This window comes from Kitasatospora terrestris (assembly GCF_039542905.1).
Classification (GTDB): domain Bacteria; phylum Actinomycetota; class Actinomycetes; order Streptomycetales; family Streptomycetaceae; genus Kitasatospora; species Kitasatospora terrestris.
Map to the genome: position 1 here is coordinate 2,505,747 of NZ_BAABIS010000001.1, position 18,581 is coordinate 2,524,327.

16 protein-coding genes and 1 pseudogene are annotated in these 18,581 nt (G+C 68.7%); 10 read left to right on the forward strand and 7 right to left on the reverse strand.

The features are described 5' to 3' along the window. Positions 1 to 6 precede the first annotated feature (6 nt). Positions 7 to 963 (forward strand): phosphatase PAP2 family protein, encoded by a 957-nt coding sequence (locus tag ABEB06_RS11545; protein ID WP_345696747.1) that lies wholly within the window; start codon positions 7 to 9, stop codon positions 961 to 963. A gap of 43 nt (positions 964 to 1,006) precedes the next feature. Here ABEB06_RS11545 and ABEB06_RS11550 read toward each other — a convergent pair whose 3' ends face one another. Beyond that, positions 1,007 to 4,060 carry a bifunctional [glutamine synthetase] adenylyltransferase/[glutamine synthetase]-adenylyl-L-tyrosine phosphorylase gene (locus ABEB06_RS11550; RefSeq protein ID WP_345696748.1) on the reverse strand — a complete coding sequence of 1,018 codons (3,054 nt, stop codon included), beginning with the start codon at positions 4,058 to 4,060 and terminating at the stop codon, positions 1,007 to 1,009. 203 nt (positions 4,061 to 4,263) lie between these two features. Here ABEB06_RS11550 and ABEB06_RS11555 point away from each other — a divergent pair, with 203 nt between their 5' ends. From ABEB06_RS11555 to ABEB06_RS11570, 4 genes are all read left to right on the forward strand, one after another. After that, complete coding sequence (locus ABEB06_RS11555; RefSeq protein WP_345696749.1) at positions 4,264 to 5,298, forward strand: GNAT family N-acetyltransferase; 1,035 nt, start codon at positions 4,264 to 4,266, stop codon at positions 5,296 to 5,298. A 124-nt stretch (positions 5,299 to 5,422) separates the two neighbouring features. Beyond that, positions 5,423 to 5,800, forward strand: coding sequence for a hypothetical protein (locus ABEB06_RS11560; RefSeq protein ID WP_345696750.1), 378 nt, complete (start codon positions 5,423 to 5,425; stop codon positions 5,798 to 5,800). Positions 5,801 to 5,916: 116 nt separating this feature from the next. Then, the gene (locus tag ABEB06_RS11565; protein ID WP_345696751.1) at positions 5,917 to 7,002 is read left to right on the forward strand and encodes an S-(hydroxymethyl)mycothiol dehydrogenase; all 1,086 of its coding nucleotides are present in this window, start codon (positions 5,917 to 5,919) and stop codon (positions 7,000 to 7,002) included. Next, positions 7,002 to 7,631, forward strand: coding sequence for an MBL fold metallo-hydrolase (locus tag ABEB06_RS11570; RefSeq protein ID WP_345696752.1), 630 nt, complete (start codon positions 7,002 to 7,004; stop codon positions 7,629 to 7,631). The genes ABEB06_RS11565 and ABEB06_RS11570 overlap by 1 nt, the downstream gene beginning before the upstream one ends. Before the next feature lie 57 nt (positions 7,632 to 7,688). Here the strand turns inward: ABEB06_RS11570 and ABEB06_RS11575 are convergent. Continuing rightward, a pseudogene (locus tag ABEB06_RS11575) lies at positions 7,689 to 7,775 on the reverse strand (glutamine synthetase); the annotation flags it as partial. 501 nt (positions 7,776 to 8,276) lie between these two features. Further along, positions 8,277 to 8,630, reverse strand: a complete 354-nt coding sequence (locus ABEB06_RS11580; RefSeq protein WP_345696754.1) for a hypothetical protein — start codon at positions 8,628 to 8,630, stop codon at positions 8,277 to 8,279. A gap of 159 nt (positions 8,631 to 8,789) precedes the next feature. On the opposite strand from ABEB06_RS11580, the gene ABEB06_RS11585 reads away from it, so the two are divergent. Then, entirely contained in the window at positions 8,790 to 10,175 is a 1,386-nt protein-coding gene (locus ABEB06_RS11585) for an IS1380 family transposase (RefSeq protein WP_345696755.1), read from the forward strand. Positions 10,176 to 10,293: 118 nt separating this feature from the next. Here the strand turns inward: ABEB06_RS11585 and ABEB06_RS11590 are convergent, their stop codons facing one another. Continuing rightward, positions 10,294 to 11,085, reverse strand: a complete 792-nt coding sequence (locus ABEB06_RS11590; protein WP_345696756.1) for a hypothetical protein — start codon at positions 11,083 to 11,085, stop codon at positions 10,294 to 10,296. Positions 11,086 to 11,760: 675 nt separating this feature from the next. Between ABEB06_RS11590 and ABEB06_RS11595 the strand changes: the two genes are divergently transcribed. Continuing rightward, positions 11,761 to 14,163 (forward strand): hypothetical protein, encoded by a 2,403-nt coding sequence (locus ABEB06_RS11595; protein ID WP_345696757.1) that lies wholly within the window; start codon positions 11,761 to 11,763, stop codon positions 14,161 to 14,163. A gap of 253 nt (positions 14,164 to 14,416) precedes the next feature. Here the strand turns inward: ABEB06_RS11595 and ABEB06_RS11600 are convergent, their stop codons facing one another. From ABEB06_RS11600 to ABEB06_RS11610, 3 genes are all read right to left on the reverse strand, one after another. Then, positions 14,417 to 15,280, reverse strand: coding sequence for a hypothetical protein (locus ABEB06_RS11600; protein ID WP_345696758.1), 864 nt, complete (start codon positions 15,278 to 15,280; stop codon positions 14,417 to 14,419). Between the two features lie 173 nt (positions 15,281 to 15,453). Beyond that, positions 15,454 to 16,656 carry an NsdA family TPR-like regulatory protein gene (locus ABEB06_RS11605; RefSeq protein WP_345696759.1) on the reverse strand — a complete coding sequence of 401 codons (1,203 nt, stop codon included), beginning with the start codon at positions 16,654 to 16,656 and terminating at the stop codon, positions 15,454 to 15,456. A gap of 182 nt (positions 16,657 to 16,838) precedes the next feature. Then, positions 16,839 to 17,216 (reverse strand): GntR family transcriptional regulator, encoded by a 378-nt coding sequence (locus tag ABEB06_RS11610; protein WP_345696760.1) that lies wholly within the window; start codon positions 17,214 to 17,216, stop codon positions 16,839 to 16,841. Positions 17,217 to 17,667: 451 nt separating this feature from the next. Between ABEB06_RS11610 and ABEB06_RS11615 the strand changes: the two genes are divergently transcribed. The 3 genes from ABEB06_RS11615 to ABEB06_RS11625 are packed head-to-tail and all read left to right on the forward strand — an operon-like array spanning position 17,668 to position 18,547. Next, the gene (locus ABEB06_RS11615; protein WP_345696761.1) at positions 17,668 to 17,904 is read left to right on the forward strand and encodes a hypothetical protein; all 237 of its coding nucleotides are present in this window, start codon (positions 17,668 to 17,670) and stop codon (positions 17,902 to 17,904) included. Beyond that, the gene (locus ABEB06_RS11620) at positions 17,904 to 18,302 is read left to right on the forward strand and encodes a WhiB family transcriptional regulator (RefSeq protein WP_345696762.1); all 399 of its coding nucleotides are present in this window, start codon (positions 17,904 to 17,906) and stop codon (positions 18,300 to 18,302) included. Before ABEB06_RS11615 ends, ABEB06_RS11620 begins: the two co-directional genes overlap by 1 nt. Further along, a complete protein-coding gene (locus ABEB06_RS11625) occupies positions 18,302 to 18,547 on the forward strand; it encodes a hypothetical protein (protein ID WP_345696763.1) in 246 nt (81 codons plus the stop codon). Before ABEB06_RS11620 ends, ABEB06_RS11625 begins: the two co-directional genes overlap by 1 nt. Positions 18,548 to 18,581: the final 34 nt, after the last annotated feature.

Here is an 18,581-nt window from a genome sequence, read left to right on the forward strand (position 1 = left end):
TCGTCCATGGGGGAATCGACCGAGATCCACGCACCCGGCGCCGACCACGCCGAAACGGCGTCCGACGGCGGTTCCGTCTCCGGCAAGGCCCACCCGAGCCCGCTGCCCGACGGAGCCACCCTGGGCGCCCAGTCGCGCGCCGCCGCCCTGCGCAGCCGGGTCCGCACCCAGCGGCGCAGCCCGGCCCGGCCGCACCTGGTCTTCGAGCTGGCCCTGATCGGCCTCAGCTACTGGATCTACTCGCTGATCCGCAACGCGGTGCCCGAGCAGGCCACGGTCGCGCAGAAGCACGCGAGCTGGATCTGGAGCTTCGAGCAGACCTTCGGCGTGGGCATAGAACGCGCGGTGAACCACACCGTCGACAAGATCACCTGGCTCATCGTCGGGATGAACTACTACTACGCGACGCTGCACTTCATCGTGACCATCGGCGTCCTGGTCTGGCTCTACCGCAGGCACCCGGGGCGGTACGCCGCCTCCCGCACCGTGCTCTTCGTCACCACCGGCATCGCGCTGGTCGGCTTCTACTTCTTCCCGCTCGCCCCGCCCCGGCTGATGACCGGCGGCGGCTTCATCGACACCGTGAAGGTGCACGACACTTGGGGCTCGATGGCCTCCGGCGCCGGCGCGCACGTCTCCAACCAGTACGCGGCGATGCCCTCGATGCACATCGGCTGGTCGCTGTGGTGCGGGCTGACCGTCTTCTTCCTGGCCGAGCGCACCTGGGTGCGGGCCCTGGGCCTGGCCTACCCGGCCGCCACCCTGGTGGTGATCATCTCCACCGCCAACCACTTCTGGATGGACGCGGTCGGCGGCATCCTCTGCCTCGCGGTCGGCTTCGGGGCGGCCCGCCTGGTCTACCACGTCTGGGCCTTCCAGCTGCCGCGCGTCCCCGGCGAGGAGCGCCCCACCGGGCAGCTGACCGTGCCCGCCTCCTGGAACACCGTCGGGGCGCACCGGTAACCACCGGTACGCCCGCCCGGGGCCGCCTGCCCCGGGCCGGCGGTCACTGTCCGTAGAACAGCCGGTCGACCACCTGGCGGGCGCGGCGGGTGGTCCGGCGGTACTCGTCGACCAGCTCGCCGCTGTGGCCGGTGCCGTAGCCGAGGTAGCGGGCGACTCCGGCGATCTCGCGGGCGTCGACCGGGAAGCTGTCCCCGGGCCGGCCGCGGACCAGCATCACCGCACTGCGCACCCGCGAGGCGAGCACCCAGGCCGCGTCCAGCACCTCGGCGTCCTCGGCACCGATCAGCCCGGCCTCCCGGGCCGCCGCGAGCGCCACCCGGGTCCGGGTGGTGCGCAGCGCCGGCACCGCGTGGCCGTGCTGGAGCTGCAGCAGCTGCACCGTCCACTCGACGTCCGCGAGACCGCCCCGGCCGATCTTGGTGTGGGTGGTCGGGTCGGCGCCGCGCGGGAGGCGCTCGGCCTCGATCCGGGCCTTGATCCGGCGGATCTCCAGCAGGTCGCGCTCGGGCACCCCGGCTCCCGGGTAGCGCAGCGGGTCGATCAGCGCCCGGAAGCGCTCCCCCAGCTCCGGATCGCCCGCGACCGGCTCGGCGCGCAGCAGCGCCTGGCTCTCCCAGGCGTGCGACCAGCGCTTGTAGTACGCGGTGTACGAGGCGAGGGTGCGCACCAGCGGGCCCTGCCGCCCCTCGGGCCGCAGGTCGGCGTCGACCACCAGCGGCGGCTCCACCGAGGGTGCCGCGAGCAGCGTGCGCATCTCGTGGATCACGGCGTGCGCCGCCCGGGCGGCGTCCTCGTCCAGCATGCCGAGCAGCGGCTCGTGGACGAACATCACGTCGGCGTCCGACCCGTACCCCAGCTCGTGGCCGCCGAGCCGGCCCATCGCGATCACCGCCAGCCGGGTCGGCAGCTCGCCGTTGGCGGCCTCCCAGCCGGCCACGCAGGCCTTCAGCGCGCCCTGCAGGGTGGCCGCGTTGAGCGCGGTCAGCGCCTCCCCGGCGGCGTCCAGCGCCCGGGCCGGGTCGTCGCCGAGCCGGCCGAGCAGGTCGGCGGCCGAGGTCCGGAACAGTTCCCGCCGCCGGACCGCCCGGGCCGCCGCGACCCCGGCCGCCGCGCTGCCCGCCCGGCCGACCGCGGCCAGGATCTCGGCCTCCAGCGCCACCCGCCCGCGCGGGACGAGGCCCTGCGGGTCGCCGAGCACGGCGACCGCCTCGGGCGCCCGCAGCAGCAGGTCGGGGGCCAGCCGGCCGGCCGACAGCACCCGGGCCAGCTGCTCCGCGGCCGCCCCTTCGTCGCGGAGCAGGCGCAGGTACCAGGGGGTGCGCCCGAGCGCGTCCGACACCTGCCGGAAGTTCAGCAGCCCGGCGTCCGGATCGGCCGAGTCGGCGAACCAGCCCAGCAGCACCGGCAGCAGCGTCCGCTGGATCGCCGCCTTCCGGCTCACGCCCGCCGCGAGCGCCGAGATGTGCCGCAGCGCGGCCGCCGGATCGACGTACCCGAGCGCCGCCAGCCGCTCCTTCGCGGCCTCGGTGCTCAGCCCGGTCGCCCCGGCGCCCGCGCCGGCGACCTCCAGCTCCGCGGTGGGCAGCACCGCGACGGCGTCCAGCAGCGGCCGGTAGAACAGCCGCTCGTGCAGGCGCCGCACCTCCACCGCGTGCCGTTTCCACTCGCGCTCCAGGGCCGCGATCGGGTCGGCCCGGGTGTCGTCGTTGATCTGCGCGGCGAGCGAGCGGGCGAGCCGCCGCAGGTCGGCCTGGTCGGTGGGCACCAGGTGGGTGCGGCGCAGCCGGTGCAGCTGGATCCGGTGCTCCAGCGACCGCAGGAAGCGGTACGCGGTGTCCAGCGAGGCCGCGTCCGCGCGGCCCACGTACCCGCCGGCGCTGAGCGCGGCCAGCGCCTCCAGGGTGTTGGCGCTGCGCAGGCTCTCGTCCGTACGCCCGTGCACCAGCTGCAGCAGCTGCACGGAGAACTCGACGTCCCGCAGCCCGCCCGGGCCGAGCTTGAGCTGCCGGTCCAGCTCGGTGGCCGGGATCGCGTCGACCACCCGCCGGCGCATCTGCTGCACGTCCGCGACGAAGTTCTCCCGCGCCGAGGCCTGCCAGACCAGCGGCGCGATCGCCTCCGTGTAGGCGGCGCCGAGCTCGGCGTCGCCGGCCACCGGACGGGCCTTGAGCAGGGCCTGGAACTCCCAGGTCTTGGCCCAGCGCTGGTAGTACGCGAGGTGGCTGCCGAGGGTGCGGACCAGCGGGCCGTTGCGGCCCTCGGGTCGCAGGTTGGCGTCGACCGGCCAGATGGTGCCCTCGCCGGTCGTGTCGGAGCACAGCCGCATGGTCCGGGCGGCGAGCCGGGTGGCGGCCTGCATCGCCTTCTGCTCCTCGACGCCCTCGCGCGGCTCGGCCACGAAGATCACGTCCACGTCGGAGACGTAGTTGAGCTCCCGGCCGCCGCACTTGCCCATGCCGACGACCGCCAGCCGGCAGGCGCGGGCGGCGTCCGGGTCCTCCTCGGCGGCGATGTCCAGGGCGGTCTGCAGGGTGGCGCCGGCCAGGTCGGCCAGCTCGGCCGCGGCCTGCGGCAGGTCGGTGGTGCCGGACAGGTCGCGGGCGGCGATCGCCAGCAGGCAGCGCCGGTAGGCGGCGCGCAGCGCGTCGGCCCGCCGGTTCGGCTCGTCCGCCCAGACCCGGCCGGCCAGCTCGCCGAGGAAGTCGGCCCGGCCCGGGTGCATGTCGCGCAGCTCGAAGGTGACCAGCGCGTGCCAGTCGCGCGGGTGCCGGGCCAGGTGGTCGCCGAGCGCGGTGGACGCGCCGAGCACGCCGAGCAGCCGGTCGCGCAGCGGCTTGGAGGTGGTCAGGGTGTCGCGCAGGGTGTGCCGCTCGTGCTCGTCCAACGCCTCCAGCAGCCCGGCGAGGCCGTGCAGCGCCTGGTCCGGGTCGGCGGTGGCGCCGAGCGCGTCCAGCAGCACCGGGTCGGCGGCCAGCCCGTGCAGCGCGGGGTCGGCGAGCCGCCGCACCGCCCGGTCGGGGTCGCCGAAGCCGCGGCGCACCAGCCGGATCTCCAGCCGGCTGGTCCGGCTCCCGGCCCGTTCCTCCACTGCCATCGCCCCTCCAGCTGCCCATCCGTTCGAAAAAGCCTACGTTCCCGCCCTTCCACCTGCCCGAAGTGACCCGTCGTCACCCGCTCCCGCCCGGCCCGGCGTCCCTCGAACGGCCGGTCCCATATAGCCGCGCGCATGAAATGTCACACGTGATACGAAGGCTGGGCCCAGGGTCGAACTCCTCGGCCCGCAACCGAAGGTGACCTGTGATCCGCATCCGCCCCTTCCGCGCCCCCGCCGATTACCAGGCGCTCGCCCCGCTCCTCGGAACCACCGTCGACCGGCTGGACGCCGAGGACGCCGCCCTCCCCGCCACCGACGCCCTCACCACCGGCCCCGACGGCCGCCTCACCGGCCACGGCCGGATCCGCCTCCTCGCCGAGGACCGCACCGGCCGGCCCGTCGGCTACGCCACCGCCTGGCGCGCCCCCTGGACCCCACCCGGCGACCTCGCCTCCCATTACGCCCTCGCCACCCCGGACGTCCAGCCCCCGCCCGCCGCGACCGACGTCCTGCCCCCGCCCGCCGGCGTCCCCGCCACGGCCTGCACCCGGATCCCGCGCGCCGGGACCCTCACCTCCACCGACGTCCTGCTCCCGCTCGCCGACGCCCTCACCACCTGGGCCCGCACCGCCGGCGCCACCCGCCTGCTCACCGAACTCCCCGACACCCGGCTCGACGCCCTCCCGGCCCTGCTCGACCGCGGCCACACCGTCGACGCCCACATCCGCACCGCGAGCACCACCCTCCGCCCCTCCCCCGCCCCGCTCCCCGAACCGCCGGCCGGCATCCGGTTCACCACCCTCGCCACCACCACCGTCACCGATCCCGCCCAGCGGCTGCACGCCCTCTACCTCGCCACCCTCCCCGACAACCCCGGCTTCGCCGACGCCCTCCCCGACTACGAGCAGTGGCACACCGAGGTCCTTGCCGGCCCCGCCTTCCGCCCCGACTGGATCCACCTCGCCGAACACACCGGCCGACTCGTCGCCGTCGCCGCCGCCCACGCCACCCCCGACCCGTACACCTGCCACCTCACCTACGCAGCCGTCGCCCGCCCCTGGCGCGGCAGGGGCCTCGCCCGCACCCTCAAGCTCCATGCCACCGACCACCTCGCCCACGCCGGCCTCCGCACCGCTCACACCGAGGTCGCCGCCGCCAACACCCCCATGACCGCCCTCACCACCGCCCTCGGCTACACCTGGCACCCCGGCCACCACCGCCTGGTCCTCCCCCTGTGACCCCACCCGGGCCCGTAGGCACCCGTCCCGAAGAGCCGGCCCGGCCGACGCTCCCGCCCCTTCCGCGGGGCCGCCGCCTCCGCCACCCTGGTGCCACCGCACCGCACGAAGGGGGCCGGAGCCGGTGACCGATCCGCACAGCGCCCGCCGGGCCGCGACCGCCGCAGCGCTCCTCGCAGCCCTCCTGCTCTCCACCGCCTGCTCCTCCACCCCCTCGACCCCATCCGTACCCGCGCCGTCGCAGGAGCCGCCCTGCGTACGGCAGTTGACCACCTACCTCCAGGACCACCTGGACGGCCGGCCCGACCTCGGCGACTACCAGGAGCTGGGCCTGTCCGCCGCCGAGGCGCGGGCGCTGCGTGCGCTCCGCAGGCAGGCGGACGAGCTGCGCGGGAGCGGCCCCCTCCCCTCCGGCTGGGTGGCGGAGCGGGCCCGCGCCTCCTGCGCCGAGATCGAGCGCGGCGAGGCGACCGCCTCCCCGAAGCCGCCCGGGTGGCCGTGAGCCGTCCGCCGCCCCTTCCGCCCGACCTGCACCGCGGATGCCTGTCGGACCGTCACAATCGACGTAGTTCCGGAGCGGCAGGGCGACTCCGGACGCACGGAAGCGAGGAGGGCGCGATGGCGCAGCAGGTACGGGGTGTGATCGCACGGTCCAAGGGGGCACCGGTCGAGGTGGTGACCGTGGTGGTGCCCGACCCGGGGCCCGGCGAGGCGGTGGTGAAGGTGCAGGCGTGCGGCGTCTGCCACACCGACCTGCACTACCGGGAGGGCGGCATCAACGACGAGTTCCCGTTCCTGCTCGGGCACGAGGCCGCAGGTGTCGTCGAGTCGGTCGGCGAGGGCGTCACCGACGTGGCGCCGGGTGACTTCGTGATCCTCAACTGGCGTGCGGTGTGCGGGAACTGCCGGGCCTGTCGGCGCGGCCGGCCCTGGTACTGCTTCGCCACCCACAACGCGAAGCAGAAGATGACGCTGACCGACGGCACCGAGCTCTCGCCGGCGCTCGGCATCGGCGCGTTCGCGGAGAAGACGCTGGTCGCGGCCGGCCAGTGCACCAAGGTCGACCCGGCGGCCTCCCCGGCGGCGGCCGGTCTGCTCGGCTGCGGCGTGATGGCGGGTCTCGGTGCCGCGGTGAACACCGGTGCGGTGGGCCGCGGCGACTCCGTCGCCGTCATCGGCTGCGGCGGCGTCGGCAACGCGGCCGTCCTCGGCGCCCGGCTGGCCGGCGCGGCCCGGATCATCGCGGTCGACCTGGACCCCCGCAAGCTCGCCAAGGCCCGCGAGCTGGGCGCGACGGACACCGTCGAGGCAGGCTCGGCGGACGTGGTCGAGGCGATCCGGGAGCTCACCGGCGGCCACGGCGCGGACGTCGTGATCGACGCGGTGGGCCGCCCGGAGACGTACCGGCAGGCGTTCTACGCCCGCGACCTGGCCGGCACCGTGGTGCTGGTCGGGGTGCCGACGCCCGAGATGAAGCTGGAACTGCCGCTGCTCGACGTGTTCGGCCGCGGCGGCGCCCTGAAGTCCTCCTGGTACGGCGACTGCCTGCCCAGCCGGGACTTCCCGATGCTGATCGACCTCTACCTGCAGGGCCGGCTCGACCTGGACGCCTTCGTCAGCGAGACCATTCCGCTGGACGGCGTGGAGCAGGCGTTCGAGCGGATGCACAAGGGCGAGGTGCTGCGATCGGTGGTGCTGTTCTGATGGCGGCCCGGATCGAACACCTGGTCACCTCGGGCGAGTTCAGCCTGGACGGCGGCACCTGGCAGGTCGACAACAACGTCTGGCTGGTCGGCGACGACCACGACGTCCTGGTGATCGACCCCGCGCACGACGCCGCCGCGATCGCCGAGGCGGTCGGAGACCGCCGCCTGGTGGCGATCGTCTGCACCCACGGGCACAACGACCACATCAACGCGGCGCCCGAACTGGCCGACCGCACCGGCGCGCCGATCCTGCTCCATCCGGACGACGCGGTGCTCTGGCAGCAGACCCACCCCGAGCGCAAGCCCGACGCCGACCTCGCCGACGGCCTGCGCCTGACCGTCGCCGGCACCGACCTGACCGTGCTCCACACGCCCGGGCACAGCCCCGGCGCGGTCTGCCTGCACGCCCCGGAACTCGTCACCGTGTTCAGCGGCGACACCCTCTTCTCCGGCGGTCCGGGCGCGACCGGGCGGTCCTTCTCGGACTTCCCGACGATCATCGACTCGATCCGCGACCGGCTCCTCGCCCTCCCCCCGGAGACCTCCGTCCGCACCGGACACGGCGACTCCACCACCATCGCCGCCGAGGCCCCCCACCTCGCCGACTGGATCGCCCGCGGCCACTGACCGCGAGCACCCCGGTCCGGCGCCCAAGCGCGCCGGACCGGGGCCGTCCGGGGGGTGTTACAGCACCTGCAGGTTCTTGCGGAGCTCGAACGGGGTGACCTCGGAGCGGTACTCCTCCCACTCCTGGCGCTTGTTGCGCAGGAACTGACGCGACTCCCTGTTCGCCTGCGGTGTTTCCATGTCACGTGGCACTGACCTGCGGCGGGTTCGTTAGCAGGTGTCATCCACGGCCGATCTCGCCACACATCGCACGGCCCATAGACGGCCCAAGGAGCGGGCGGCTCGCGGTGGATCCTCCGAGTAACACCAGGGTCGAGCTGCCCCTGTCCGCAGGACCGATGGTTGCGACAACTGTCACTGGAGGTGTCACTGACGTTCAAGCAGTTCAGACCGCTTGCAGTGACAGAGTGACAGGTGTGACAGTCGCCTGACGTCCTGAGCTGTCACTCCGCCGCGAAGGGCTCGGAAAGATCCATGACACTCCGCAGTGCCAGCAAGTCCCAGCAGCAATGCCGAGCCACCAATTCCACGGGACATCCCTACACACGGCGGGCTGCCTTCGTTCGTCGCCGTTGCTGTCAGCCGTTGTTGTCAGCTGAACCAGCCAGCCACCTACCACCCACCACGCACAGGGTCGAACTCCTATCAGGTGGACACAGGACGGAATTTGGGTGCGCTGTATGCACCGTAGTACCTCTCTAGAGCCGACCGGGTCTCTGGCTGCAGCGTCACTGGCCCCGATACCAGGTCGAAGTGAAGCCTGTCCGTGCCGCCAGGGTGATGGATTGTTGCGACCACCAGCGTCTCCGACTCCGGGTCGGCTCCGGCCTCAAGTGCCTGAGAGTGACGCAACTTCGCGAAGTACCCGATTCCCGTCTTCAATAGTGGAGGATCTTCAGAAACGGCGGAGATCGCGCACAGCAGATGTAGCTGCGTCCTGCTATCAGCTGCGACGTGGATGCAATGGGCGAACCGCGAAGTGATCATGTCCTCGAACATGCCCGCCATCTTGGCTCCGATCATCGAGCGGGCCTCAGCCCGGATCCACCGGGCTGTGACTGAGGTGGGGACGGGCTGACGCAGAGAGGTGCCTGCTGAGCTGGGAGGATGGGAGTTCTCTACGCTTCCGTCCGGCCCAACCAGCAAGGCACCTCGTAAGTGAAATCCTCCCACAGCTCCGCCGCGCTCACCGCCGCGTTCGACGAGCCGAACCTGGTCGCGGACGCGGGGCTCGTCCCGCTGGTCCGGCTGGCCGAGCGGGTCGGGCTTCCCGGACTGGTCGAAGACAGGCTGAGGCTCGACGGTGCGGGCAACAGCGGCGGTGCCAACCCGGCTGCGAAGGTGATGACGCTGGTCGCGGCGATGTGCGCCGGGGCCGACTCGATCGACGACACCGGCCGGCTGCGGCACGGCGCGATGGGCCGGCTGTTCGGCGGGGTGCGCGCGCCCTCCACGCTGGGCACGTTCCTGCGCGCGTTCACGCACGGGCACAACCGGCAACTCCATGCGGTGCACCGGGACTTCCTCGCCCGTCTCGCACGGGACACCCCGCTGCTGCCCGGCCTGGACCGGGTGGCGTTCGTGGACGTCGACCCCACCCACCGGCGGGTCTACGGACGCGCCAAGCAGGGTGCCGAGGTCGGCCGGTTCAAGGGCGTGCGCACCCTGCACCCGATCCTGGCCACCCTCAGCACACCGACGGCCCGCCCGGTGGTCGCGGCGGTCCGCCTGCGGCGGGGCAAAGCGGCCGACGCCCGCGGCGCCGGACCGTTCACGAGCGAGGCCCTGGCGGCCGCCCGCCAGGCCGGGGCGGGCGGAACCGTGATCGTCCGCGCGGACAGCCAGTTCTACAACGCCGACGTGGTGGCCGCCTGCCGCCGCGCGAGAGCGCACTTCTCCGTGACGGTGCGGATGAACCCCCACGTCGCCGCCGCGATCAGCGCGATCGGCGAGGACGCTTGGACGCCGATCCGATACCCCGAGGCGTTCGTCGACCCGGACACCGGCGAGCTGGTCTCCGACGCCGAGGTCGCCGAGATCACCTACACGGCGTTCACCGGCCGCAGGAAGACCGAGCACACCACTGCCCGGCTGATCGTGCGCCGGGTCCGCCGCCTGAACGCCGAAACGGCTGCCGGGCAGGGCGAGCTGTTCACCGCCTGGCGCTACCACCCGGTGTTCACCGACAGCCCCTTCGCCACGCTCCAGGCCGAACTCCACCACCGGCAGCACGCCACGATCGAGCAGGTCATCGCGGACGGCAAGGGATCGGCCCTGGCCCACCTGCCCTCCGGGAACTTCCAGGCGAACAACGCGTGGCTGACCCTGTGGGCCATCGCCCACAACCTGCTGCGAGCCGCCGGATCCCTCGCCGGGACCTTCCACGCGAGAGCCACCACCGCGACCCTGCGGGCCCACCTGATCCACGTCCCGGCCCGCATCGCCCGCTCGGCCCGCAGGCTGACGCTCCACCTGCCCGACCACTGGCCCTGGCAACACGCGCTCACCGATCTGTTCGACGCCGCCCACCCGCCACCGGCCTGATCACCAACCCGACCACCCGCCCGACAGGGCCCGACCGGAGCAGACGTGGAAAAGCTGGGCAGACCAGCAAACACCCCACACCCACCACCCAGTCACCCCCGCCAAAACCCAGATCCGATCACTCCAGAATCAGGTCGGTGGATTCGGGCTCAGTCGGCGTCCGGTCCAACGCCTCGACGATCCGCAGGTACGTCTCTGTACCAACCCGATCGGCCTCCTTGGCGGCGTGATCCATGAGGCTCTCAAACAGCGCCGCGAGGCGGAGGGTGCGGTCATCCGGAAAGAATGGCGGCAAGCCTGGCACAGTGCCCGGCATGCCGAACGACGCGCGGAGGTCGCCACCTGCCAGGGCCTGGTATCGGTCCTGCTCGCAACCGAGGGGTACCGAGATCCCGGATGCGAGGGCCCTCTCGACGTAGGCAATCACGCCGGTCGTGGACCGGACCATGGCATGGAGGTGAAGCCAGTCGTTAAGTGCAATGAACATGGTGTCGGGTGCGGCAGGGAATTCGACGGCTGGGTTATCCGGATGCCAAATGATCACCACCGTCGGCCACGAGCTCGGGTCAGGCAACATCCGTTCGTAACCGCGCACGGACATGAACGGCTCCATCTGCTCCCGCATGGTGCGTCGAGTTCCAGCGCCTTGCCGCTGACCGCTCCTACCCTCCTTAAGGCACCACCTCTTGGCCTTCTCGACGGAGTCCGGACGGTCGCCGGGTCGCCGGCTCTTGGACTGCAAGATCAGTCCGCGATTGCCCACTACCAGCAGGCCGTCGCTAAGCTCCCGGACGCCGGGGCCGTGGCTTACGACCTTCGGCAAGTAGACGAAGTCCGGGAGGCCAAACACGCCAGCCAGATGGCGCGTCAACTCCTCGATCCGAGTACCGAGCGGCGGCTGCTTCTGCACCAGCCCAGGATGACGTGGCGATCCGGTCTAGGCTATGGGTTTCCCTCAGACGACTGTCGGCATGGCAAAACCCCGCGGGGAGAGGACTGGTCGTCGTTCTAGTGATCGCTATCGCCGCCCGCCTCCCTTCACCGGCACGGAGTTGGCCCAACTCGTTGCGCAGGAACTGACGCGCCAGTAGTACCAGGAGTGACGCGCCGCCGATCTGGCCTGCGGCGTTGTTGCCGGCGGTCGTGATGACCTGCGGAAACTCGTCATCGACCGTCAATGTCGGGTGCTGCCGACCGCCCTTGCACCACCCACAGACGGCCCGGCCCTCCCGCTCGTGTCAGGCTTCAAACCTGGGCACACCACTTCATAGTGGGCACCCATCCGCCTTGCCCAGAACTCCTGCTTGGCCGCCTCCGACGCCCCCTCCGGTCGGCAGCAGGCCACGCCGCCGAGGAAGCTCGTAGAAGCCCGGATGCCCACCCTTGTTCACACCGCATGATCAGCCACGAGCGCTGCGTCAAGTCGCCCCAGCCGCTTGCGGCCCGACAACTGGCCGTGCGCCGAGCAGATGCTGCCGATGCCAGTGCAGGTCGACGCCGCGCCGACTAGCCTGCTGATACCCCGTCTTCGCGCGGACCTTTACAGCTAACCGACGGCAGACCACCGGCCTCAAGGAGATTTATCGTGGCTAGAGAACCAGTTTATCAAAATATTACTGCCACGGTCCGACCGCCACGATGCGCCATATTTATCAACAAGAACACCCAATACTGGACGGCCGCCGCACAGGGAGCCATCTCCAAAGCTTCAGAGGTATGGGGAGGGCGCTACTTCATCATCATCCCGACAGACGGCGAAGCCATCTCCGAAAAATATTGGGAGATACTAGAAGCATATAGTCCAGACTACCTCGCCGTTTATAATTTGAGATTTTCTGACCTTGAATTCATTGATGCGAAAGTATACCAGGAAGCGAGGGGTCGATACGAGAAGAGGTGGAATGCAAGCGGAAATTCGGCGCGGGATTTTCCAGAGTTCTTCTCGCAAAGTGCATCAACATCAAGTCTGGACGCCCTCGAAATATCGGAAAGCCTCCAGGCAGAGCTACTGAATCGCCTAAGCCCGTTTCACCACTCCACTCCCATTGATCAGCACATCAGCCCAGATTCGGGATTTGGATATCCCTTCACTAAAATTTCCGAGATCGCCGCGTATTCCAATAGGGAGGTAATAAGCGTAAATCTGCCCAAACTCTACTCCGACCCACTGCTCTCACTCTTGGTCAGCTCTCAGACAGGTGGAGGCGCAAACTACCGCACCTCTATGGAGAGTCAGGGAGTAGCAGTAAGCCAACTCCCAGATGAATTCGACCCCCTAGACCTTTTTATGGAGCTGTCTGGCGAAGCGACCTATTCAATTAACCAAGGGAGAAGGTTAACTCCGGAAATTCCTTTCAGCGCTAGCATGGTCCATCTCGACCAGTACTACAGAATGGACCGCCACAGGTCGCATGTCGAACCCGTGGTTATTGTCCTCGGCGATACGGTTGATGATTTCTGCCTCTACTATTCAATGTCCCGCCTTCACGAGGGAATCATATGGCTTCCCCTCGCTTGGCTGAGGGGTTTCACCGCCACCTCCAATGAGCGCAGGAAGTGCCACAAGGCGGGAAGGAACCCCCCCGAGTACACCGACCAGCAAACGGCAGCACGTCGCCTGGTGAACCTAGCGTTTGGCCTTATCAAGTACGGATATGAATCCAAGCGCATCCAGATTTGCAGCATGAGCTTGACCATCCGACAAGCTATTGCCTATAGGTCCCAGGCGGCCAGCTGCGCAGGCGATAGTAAGCGCTTCATTTCTGCGGCCGATTGCGTACCTGTTTCGGCGGTTTCGACCACCTGCATCCTGAGAACTTTCGAGCAGGACAACTATGTCAATCATCGGAGCATGGCGTTCATTGACGCCAAAAGCGTCAGCCCGTTCGAAACCCCCCGGCCGAAGAACTTCCGCGCGATCAAATTGCCTGGACATTACTGGCTGACATCCCTCGAGATCGAGGGCTACCAGCCACCTGCACTGTCCAAACTTGGCCCGAAGATCGTCAATCTCCACAATTCCCCGAATGAATCACGCGTAGCCAATGACGGGATCGCCTATCTATGCCCAAATTCGATGATCTTTAGCAGTGACCTCGATGCAGTCCTAGTCCGCCCAAGGATCGAACTGCCCGACACGATGAGTCTCTTCAATTCCTACTTCGATAGCGCCGGTGTCCGGGTTCAGTACTCCGACAAGGGCAATTACTTTGCAGATACCCTCAGGCGATTTGGTGGCCTTGACGAGACCGGTCGATTCATCAAGGATGCAGCGACTCGAAGCATTCTAGACAAATTCATGTCGAATAAGGTTGCCGACAAAGGAAATGTCATATATGTCGAAAACGACCAGCGGGCCTACCTGAACCTGCAGGCAATCTCAGGAAGTCTGGGCAATGAGGACTCCGCTGCCGACCTGGTAGATGAACTCATCGGTAAGCAGATCCTGCAGCGAGGGTACATCTTTCAATGTGAGCGCTGCCGCCTAATATCTTGGTACAATATTGATTCCCTTACGGCGGAATTCACATGCAATCGCTGCTCCCTTCGCCAGCAATTCACCCGAAGCCATTGGCGGACCCCCGCAACCCCTCACTGGTACTACAAGCTTGCAGAGACCGTGTACCAGTTCTACCGAAACAACTCCCACCTGACCGCCCAAGTGCTTTATAAGCTGAAAGCAGAATCACGGACAGCATTTCACTACGCCCCCGAGATTGACCTGGTCAACTTTCCCAGGCCTGGCAAAAGTAGGGAAATGGATGTCGCTTGCATTCTCGACGGCAATATCATCTTTGGGGAATGTAAGACGCAGCCACTGCAGCTTGCTGACATCGAGAAGTTCGAGACTCTGCTCGCGCTACCCGTCAAGAAGCCCAGCCGGATCATTTTTGCGACAACGAAGGAGGTGCCAGAGCGGTTTAATGCCGCAGCGAAGAGACTCCCCGCCGCTGAGATCCTTACTCGCGGCGATCTTTACGATGACTGAGAAAACGGCAGTGGACGGACGAGTTGGACAGAACAGAGAGTCTATGTCCTGCACGGTCTGAGTCGAGCATGATCGAGGGTCGTAGCTTGCCGGCAATCTCGGCATGTCTTGGCCCTGACCGCCTGGTCAAGTAGCCCCACCCTCCACCATGGAGGTCTGAATGGAGGCGGCAGCGCCTCTGGCCTGGCCGCAGGTGCAGCCGGACCACCCGCGGCCAGTGGCCAGGCCAGCATAACTCGGCTGCGTGGGCGATCTACCGCCTCCAGACATGCACTTTCTCGCCGCCGATCATCGGTGCGCCCTCTGGGCCCTTAACGTGCGGTGCGATCCACACCGGTCGGTGCACCTGGCGGGACGGGTACCACTGCTGCCGCCAGTGCCCGCGGACGATCCACTGATGCTGCCAGTCCCTACCCTCGCTGGCCTCGCCTGGCGCCCCCTGCGGGCGGCGCAGTTCGATCACCCGGACAGGCCCCGGGTCATAGCCGGCCCTCCGCAAGCGCTTCTGAGTAGACCTCCTTGGCTCGACAACTTGGTCAGCCGCGAGCGGCTGCTGCATGAGCAACCATGAGGATCGAAGCGTCCGGATGAACCGGTCTGTGACGTCCAAACTGCGGTGGACAGACGGCGCCTTGCTGGCGGGAATGAATGGAAACAGGGCAGGCTGCCCGATTGTCAGCGACGTGTCCCCGTCGATTAGCACGATGGGTGTGATCCACACACAGCTCTCGTCCTCAGTGATCTCCCACGCTCCTCCGACAACCGCGAAGGCGTACGGCTCCACGGTGAAGGCCGACCTGGGACTGTACAGGTCGGCCGGGGCGCTCTCGAATAGCATCAGACCCGTTCGGCTCGGTACGTCCTCGACGTTCATATCGAAGAAGGGCAGCGACTGTCCGGCGACGCTAGCAAGATCAGCCATGGGCCGGGCGACGAAGAATAGGTCGCCAGCAAGGCCGTTCCTAGTGGCCCGTTCAAGCTGCTCTGCGGACCTCTCCCCACCCTCGGCGCGGGCGTGCGAGGCCAGGGCCTGCCAGTACTCCCGTGCTCTAGGTGTGGCTGTGAAGTCCAGGAGTGCAGCGCGCACTTCGGGCAGTTCCTGTGGGCGGAGGTTCACGGGGAGGGGCTCCTGCGGGTGGCGAATGGGCGAGAAGCTGGGCGGGTCGCCCTAGGTCAGTTGGAAGGAGGCGGAACCCGGACAGGACGCGCAAGCTGTCCGGACGATTTCCCCAGGTCACGGCCGCTGTCCAAACAGCCGAACAGTAGACCCCTGGGCGTTGGCTGTCCGGGCTACTGGCCAACCCCGCTCAGGGCACTCAGGTGCTCCAGGTATGCCCGCGTGCCAGGCTCGCTGCCGTACTGCTTGTTCACAAGGCCCGCCAGTTCGCGGCTCACGGCCAGCAGGGACGGGAGCGACTGCCGCTCGCCCCGCAGAGCCCATTCCCCGTAGTTCAGCGCGCTCTCCAAGTCACCGTCCCGGGCCGCGACAACGCCCAGCGTTAGCCGCGCCTCCGCGATGCGCATGGGTGAGCGCTCCGTGCCGTCGTAGTCGGTGCTGGCCCGGATGACTTCCTCCGCGAGGGTCGTAGCGAGCCTGTTCTCGCCGAGCATCCGGTAGCAGTCCATGGCGTAGAAGTCGTACTTCGCCGGATCCACTACGAAATGGTTATCCAGGTTCTCGGGGTACGGCATGCCTTCGAGTAGGCGGCGCCCACGCTCGAGCGCCACCTCAGCCTGCCGGCGGTCGCCGAGCCGAGCCCACGCCTTGGCCTCCTGGGCGGCGAGCTGGACCGCGACACCCTGATGTGCCGCCACCTCGGCACCCGCCTTGGACGCGGCGATGACGCCTCGGTAGTCGCCGGTTGTCAGCGCGAACCAGGCTCGCATCTCGTTTGCCCAGCCCTGGATTCCGGCGTGCTCAGCTTCGGCTCCGAGTGAGAGTGCAGCCCGCCGAGTGGATTCGGCCGCCCGCTTGTCGCCCATGTCGTACTCGACGCAGCCCACCAGCAGGGCCAGCCAGCCGGACATGGCCAAGACCTCCCGGTGCTGCGCCAGTGTGAGCCGCTGCCCCTGAAGCCCAACCACTCGCTTGAGCCACTGACGCCCTTCGGCGGCGAGCTGCGCGCTCGGGAGCAGGGCGTACTCCGAGCAGAGCCGGTCGGTGGTAATGCGGAGCGCTTCCATCGTCGCGTTGTCTACGTCGGAAGCTTGCAGACGGCTGATGATGTCGAGCGTCTCCATCCCGCTTGCCGCGACGATCTCGGCGTTGCCATCTCGGCGGCTGGCCACCGGGAAGAGCGCGTGCGTGACGGTCCCGAAAGTCGCAGCAATGAGCGGTTGGTAGAACTCACTCGGCACCACCTCGCCTGACTCCCAACGCTTCCACTGTCGGAGCATCGTCGGATCTTCCGGCAGCTTCTTCGGCGAGTGCGCCCTCATCGCAGCGATTGCGTCGGTCTGTGACCAGTCGCGCGCGTCCCGTTCGGCGGTCATGCGTCGTGCCCATGCGGGCCTGTCCAAGCTCATTGGTGCCCTCCCTGTGGGGGTGGTGCTTGCTCTGAGTCTGGCACTGCAAAAGGCCTGGACAGCAGGGGGTGACAGGCCAGTGACACCCCATGTGTCACCCCCATGACACTGCGGCTGTCACTAGTCGATCACCCACGGCTATCCGATGGTTAGTCAGGAACGGACGGACCGGCTACGCGTCGTTCAAGTTCAGCGACCCGCGCCACCAACTGCTCTACCTGGGAGGCGAGATGCTCCACCTGACTACGAACATCGCCGCCCACCGAGGCGGAGCTTGCATCAAATGCCGCTGGATCTACGTCACTTCGGACGAAGGTGCCGCGGCCTGGGCTGGCCACGATCAGCCCCTCCTCGCGGAGCACCCGAAGGCCGCTGTGCACGGTCATCTCGGCGATTCCGAAGCGCTCCGCGAGCTTCTTCACGGAAGGCAGCTTCGCCCCCGGTTGGTGCACCCCCGACGCGATCTCCGCGCGGAGGATGTCCGCCACCTGCACGTATGGCGCCCGCTCATCCTGCACAAGAGTCATGCCTCAAGCCTAAGCCCTGGAGCGCTCTAACACATCTAGGGCAATGGGCTTGACTACCTAGATTCATCTAGAGCACTCTAGATGTCGAGGCGATCGCTCGAAATTGCAGGGCGGTCAGCTTCCCCCTCCATGCCCCTGAGCCTTCTTTGGGCTGCCCAGGCACGGAGGAACGAACACAAGGAGCCCCGGACAGATGGGGCTGAGGCACCCGGCGCCTGGTCAGTCCGGAGGGAAGACCTCGCTCCGCGAGGTTGGTCGTCCTGCCTAGGACGGGAGCACGCTCCCGAAGTGGACGACATCTGCACGATCGCGCGCCCCGGGTTCCGGGTGTCGCGCCTTGATCTTTTGCAACACCTCACGGCCCTGTGAGTCGGGGCTGCCGCGCTTTCCTTGGCCGGGCGCGCGGCAGCCCCTTCACGGGCCTACTCCACCACCTGGAAGAGGTAGACCCATGAGACTGATTGTCGCAGGCCAGGAGGCCGTTTCGGCTTCCGAGTTCGCCGAGTTGGCCTTCGGCATCGATGTGGAGCTGTTCGCCGGGACCGTCGGCGAGTCGGCCACCGACAAGGTGGTGCGCCTCGACGTGGCCCGGGACGTGCTGCGGGACCCGGAGCCCGCCCGGTACGCGAAGGGCCTAATGCGCTCGGCCGGCCGCCGCCGGATCGAGTCGTGGAAGGCGGCAGCGTGATGGCCAGGATCGTTCGCCGCGCCCACCGCGGCGTGTTCCCCGAGTTCCCCAAGGGCACCCGCATCCCGCACCGGACCGCCCGCCCGACCGGCTCCTACGCCGTGGAGGTCGTGCCGTCGCCGGACGGCGACCTGCACGGCGCCGCGTGCGCCGGGGTGAACCCCGACCTGTTCTTCCCCGAGGTCGAGCCGGAGGACGCCGACGACCCGGTGGCCGCCGAGGCCGCCGAGTTCGCCTCCAGGCGGGCGAAGGCGATCTGCGCGACGTGCCCGGTGCGCGAGGCCTGCCTGGCGCTGGCGCTCCGCCGGCGCGAGCGGTACGGCATCTTCGGCGGCCTGGACGCGGCCGAGCGTCGAGCCCTGAAGCGGTCCGGTGCCGCGTCGGCGGAGGTGGCGTGATGGGCGCCTTCAAGCGCTTCGGGTGGGCGGTGCTGTTGCTCGCCGTCGCCTTCCCCGCCGCCGCCCGCTCCGCGCTGGCGTTCGTCGCCGCTGTCGCGGCGGTGCTGCTCGCCCACCCGAGTGCCGCGTTCACCGTGGCGGCCGGGGTGCTGCTGGCGAGCACGCTGCCCGCGATCCGCCGCCGGGCCGCGAAGGCTCGCCGCCTGCGTGTGCTGCGCCACCTGGCGCGTCTTGCGACCTCCTGAACAGCGTCTTCGACCAACTCCCGTGGGGGACTTG

Coding starts and splice junctions, on each gene's coding strand:
- ABEB06_RS11625 (WP_345696763.1), top strand. CDS start 18,302: ATGGGCGCCTTCAAGCGCTTCGGGTGGGCGGTGCTGTTGCTCGCCGTC.
- ABEB06_RS11615 (WP_345696761.1), top strand. CDS start 17,668: ATGAGACTGATTGTCGCAGGCCAGGAGGCCGTTTCGGCTTCCGAGTTC.
- ABEB06_RS11610 (WP_345696760.1), bottom strand. CDS start 17,216: ATGACTCTTGTGCAGGATGAGCGGGCGCCATACGTGCAGGTGGCGGAC.
- ABEB06_RS11570 (WP_345696752.1), top strand. CDS start 7,002: ATGGCGGCCCGGATCGAACACCTGGTCACCTCGGGCGAGTTCAGCCTG.
- ABEB06_RS11605 (WP_345696759.1), bottom strand. CDS start 16,656: ATGACCGCCGAACGGGACGCGCGCGACTGGTCACAGACCGACGCAATC.
- ABEB06_RS11565 (WP_345696751.1), top strand. CDS start 5,917: ATGGCGCAGCAGGTACGGGGTGTGATCGCACGGTCCAAGGGGGCACCG.
- ABEB06_RS11545 (WP_345696747.1), top strand. CDS start 7: ATGGGGGAATCGACCGAGATCCACGCACCCGGCGCCGACCACGCCGAA.
- ABEB06_RS11580 (WP_345696754.1), bottom strand. CDS start 8,630: ATGTTCGAGGACATGATCACTTCGCGGTTCGCCCATTGCATCCACGTC.
- ABEB06_RS11550 (WP_345696748.1), bottom strand. CDS start 4,060: ATGGCAGTGGAGGAACGGGCCGGGAGCCGGACCAGCCGGCTGGAGATC.
- ABEB06_RS11620 (WP_345696762.1), top strand. CDS start 17,904: ATGGCCAGGATCGTTCGCCGCGCCCACCGCGGCGTGTTCCCCGAGTTC.